The organism is Enhygromyxa salina, from assembly GCF_000737335.2.
Lineage (GTDB): Bacteria > Myxococcota_A > Polyangia > Nannocystales > Nannocystaceae > Plesiocystis > Plesiocystis salina_C.
In genome coordinates this window covers 1-4,256 of record NZ_JMCC02000219.1, presented here as the reverse complement: position 1 = coordinate 4,256, position 4,256 = coordinate 1, and the positions used below count along the sequence as shown (strand labels likewise).

General features: G+C 74.3%; 1 protein-coding gene. It reads right to left on the bottom strand.

From position 1 onward, the window contains the following. Positions 1-4,256: SDR family oxidoreductase (locus tag DB30_RS40150; RefSeq protein WP_146662854.1), on the bottom strand; the 4,256-nt coding region annotated here is incomplete at both ends.

The following is a 4,256-nucleotide window of genomic DNA, read 5'->3' as shown; positions in this document are numbered from 1 at the left end:
CAGGTGGGGAGCGTCGCCCGCGAGCGCGCGCTCGAGCGCGTCGAGGCCCGCCCGCGTGGGCACGGGGCGCATGCCGAGCACGCGCTCCATGTAGGCCTCGGCCCGGCTGTCGATCCGCATCCCGCCCTCGGCCCACACCGGCCACGCCGCGGCCAGGTTCCGGCCCCGACGAGCGCCAGCCCTGCGCAACAGCTCGCGCTGGACCGCGAACGCGTCCATGAACGCGTTGGCGAAGGCGTAGTCGCTCTGACCGACGTTGCCGAACGCCGCGGCCGCCGACGAGAACATTGCGAAGTAATCGAGGGCGTCGTCGCGCGTGGCCTCGTCGAGGTGGACGGTGCCCTGGACCTTGGCTGCGAGCACCGCCTCGACGTCGGCCGCGGACTTGCGGACCAAGAGGCCGTCGCGCAGCTCGCCCGCGGCATGCAGCACCCCGCAGATCTGTCCGTGGCGGCGGCGCGCGTCGGCGACGAGGGCGTGAACGGCCGCGGCGTCGCTGACGTCGGCTTGGACGATCTCGGCCCCGATCGCTGCGGCTCGCGCCCGAGCTCGCGCCGAGGGCTGGCGACGAGCGATCAGCACGATCCCCCCCTCGCCTCCCCTCTCGCCCCCCCGTTCGCTCCCCCCCTGCGCACGTCGGACCCCGGCGATGTGTTCGGCGAGCAGCAGGCCCAGGGCTCCGGTCCCGCCGCTGATCAAGTGGGCCCCCGCGCGGGCGAAGATCGACGCCTCGACCTGCGGCAGCTCGACCTGCGCCCAGCTGCGCCGCGTACGACCGCCCCGCCCCACACGCAGCTCGACCTCGGGCGGCGCCTTCAGCTGCGCGACCACAGCCTCGACGAAGCCGGCCTCCGCCACCGCCACGACACCAAAGTCGATCTCGGGGTGCTCGAGGTGGACGCAGCGCCCGAACGCCGCCATCGCCGGTGACGCCGGCGAGGCCGCGAGCTCGCGGTAGGCGTAGAGGTAGCGCAGTGGACCCCGCCGCTCCCGCTGCCAGGCCTGAACCAGCGCCATCGCAGCGTGCAGGCCCTGGTCGACGGCCGCCCGCGTGTCGGGGTGGTCGCCGGCGAGATGCACGATGTGCACGGGGCCCGCGGGCAAGCTCGCCAACAGCGGCTCGAGCTCGAGCTTCGGCCCGAGCGCGACCCGGCGAGCGTCGAGCCCGAGCTCGCGCAGCGCAGCGACGAGCGCGTCGCCCTCGGAGCCCGCGTCGAGGACCAGCGCGGCCCCCTCGAGAAGAGCGGCCCGCGGGTCCGCGGGCGCGGGCGCCCAGCCGCGCTCGAACGCGTGGACGCCACTTGGGATCGCGCGAAGCGTGAAGCGCTCAATGCTCGCGCACACGCCCCCCTCGCTGTCGAGCAGCGCGACGTCGAAGGCGAGCACGCCCTTGCTCGCGCCCGTGGACGCGACGCGAACGTGGGCGTGGACTTGGTCCGGTAGCGGCGCGTAGCGACGTACGGCCCCGAGCGAGAAGGGCATGAAGACCAGCTCGCCCGAGCCCGTGCTCGCCCCGGGCGCGAGCCGACCCGCTGCCTGCAAGGCCGCGTCGAACAGCGCCGGATGGAAGGTGTAGTCGCCGACCTCGGCCGCGGACGATCGCGGCAGCCGGAGCGAGGCCAAGGCCTCGCCCTGGCCCTCGGTGTAGCGCTCGAGCGCCCGCAGGCTCGGGCCGTACGCAAAGCCGAGGCGGGTGAATGCCTCGTAGCAGCTGGCCCCGTCGTAGACCTTGGGGCAGCGCGCGCGCACGGCCTCGAGATCAACGGGCGCGGGCCGGGGCGTGGTCGCGGCGAAGCGCAGCTCGCCGTTGGCGTGGACGCCGACCTCGCTGCGGACCTCGAAGCGGGCCCCGTCCGCGGTCTTTGTCAGGCCGACGGTCAGCTCGAGTTCGGCCGCCTCGTCGTCGTCGAGGCTCACCGGCGTGGCCCACACGAGATCCTCGACCACGCGGACCTCGCTCGCGGCCGCGAGCTCGCCCGCGAGCCGGGCCATCTCGAGGTAGACGACCCCGGGGAGCACGAGCCGACCCGCGACGAGGTGATCACGCAGGTAGAACTCGCGGCGCGTGAGCGTCTTGCGAAACGCGTGCTCGCGGAAGCTCGAGACGTTGGCGTCGAGCAAGGTTGGGTGGAGCCGCGGCCCGCTCGCCCGCGCGGGCGCGAGCGACTCCCCACGGACCCAGTGGCGAGTCCGGGCGAAGGGGTAGCTCGGCAAGTGCACGCGGCGGCGCGCGGCCCCGTTGTGGATCGTCCGCCAGTCGACGGACCCCCCGCGGACCCAGGCATCGGCGAGGTCCTCGTCCCCAGCCTGGGGCCCCTCGCGTTGACCCTCGACCTCGCCGACTCGCACACGGCTCGGCCGGCCGTCGAGGTGGGCGCGCAGCTCGGCGCCCAAGCCCGCGAGATCGTCGACGACCAGCGCGAGCCGATGGCGCATCGCGTCGCGTCCGGACTGGAGCGTGTGGGCGAGATCCGCCAGGCTCGGCGCCGCCTCGTCCGCGCAGGCGTCGAGGTGCGCGAGCAAGCGCGCGGCGGTCTCGCGCAGGGCCTCGGGCGTCCGCGCCGACAGCACGACGAGCTCCGCTCGGCCGCTGCGCTGCGGCGTGGGCCGATGTGGCGCTTGTTCCAGGACCACGTGGGCGTTGGCCCCGCCGAAGCCGAACGAGCTCACGCCCGCGCGGCGGGCCAGCTCGCGGCCCTCGCGATCCCGCGGCGCCGGCCACTCCCGAGTCGAATCGGCGAGCTCGAAGCCCGCGTCGAGCTCGAGCATGGGGTTGGGGGTCTCGATGTGCAGGCTCGCGGGGATCGTCGCGTGGCGCATGGCGAGCACGGCCTTGAACAGCCCCGCGATCCCAGCGGCCGCCTCGAGGTGGCCGATGTTGCTCTTGACCGAGCCGATCACGCAGGCGCCCGCGCCCTCGCTGCGCTCGACCTCGAGCCGACGGAAGGCCTCGCTCAACCCCATGGTCTCGATCGGGTCGCCGAGCGCCGTGCCCGTGCCGTGGGCCTCGATGTAGCCCACGGTCTCGACCGGCACGCCGGCCTCGCGGTAGGCATGGACGAGGAGGTCGGTCTGGGCGTCGGGGTTGGGTGCGGTCAACGATGAGGTCCGCCCGCCGTGGCTGATCGCCACCGCCTTGATCAGCGCGTGCACGGGGCTGCCCACGCGCGCCGCTCGCTCGGCGCGCTCGAGCACGACGACGCCAGCACCCTCGCCGCGGACGTAGCCGTTGGCCCGGCTGTCGAAGGCCCGACACCGACCGTCGGGGCTGAGCATCTCGCCGCGGCTGAGGGCCTCGTAGATCGTCGGCGAGAGGATCAAGCTGACGCCGCCGGCGAGCGCGATGTCGCAGCTGCCCTCGCGCAGCGCCGCGCTGGCCTGATGCACGGCGGTCAGCGAGCCCGAGCAGGCCGTGTCCACCGCGACGCTCGGCCCGCGCAGGTCGAGCACGTAGCTCACCCGGTTGGGGATGATCGACAGCGCGGCGCCCGTCAGCGTGTGGCCCTCGGGCCCGCGACCGTGGCGGCGCTGGACCTCGAGATAGTCGGAGTTGGTCACCGCGAAGAACACCCCCACCCGCTGTCCAGCCAGCGCGCGCGGGTCGTAGCCCGCGTCCTCCAGCGCCGCCCAGGTCAGCTCGAGCATGAAGCGTTGCTGCGGGTCCATGAGCTCGGCCTCGCGCGGCGAGATGCCAAAGAAGGCCGCGTCGAAGCGCGCGACGTCGGGCACGAAGCCGCCCCAGCGCGAGCGCGAGCCGGCGACCTCGCGCCAGTCCCAGCGCTCGGCTGGAATCTCGGTGACGAGGTCCGCTCCCGCGACGAGCTGACGCCAAAAGTCGTCGAGATCCTCGGACCCCGGCAGCCGCCCAGCCATGCCGACGATCGCGATGTCGTCGTCGCCCGCCGCACGGGCGCCCTCGCCCGCCTCGCCCGCGCTGGCTCCGGCCTCCACGGGCGCGCCGACAGCCGCGACGGGAACACGATCGCGCGCACCGAAGTGGGCCTCGAGCGCGGCGCGATGCTCGGCCCACAGGTGGTCCGTCAGGGCCGCCAGGGTCGTGTGGCGGTAGAAGACCGTGGGATAGATCTCGACGGCGTAGCGGGCCCGCAGGGCCGCGCTGAGGGCCGTGAAGCCGACCGAGCTCATACCGAGCTCGCCGAGGGGCGTGCGGGCGCCAACTTCCTCGGCCGCGACGCCGAGCTCGTCCGCGACCATGGCCGCGAGCTGGGCCACGAGCGCCCCGTCGCGCAGCTCGG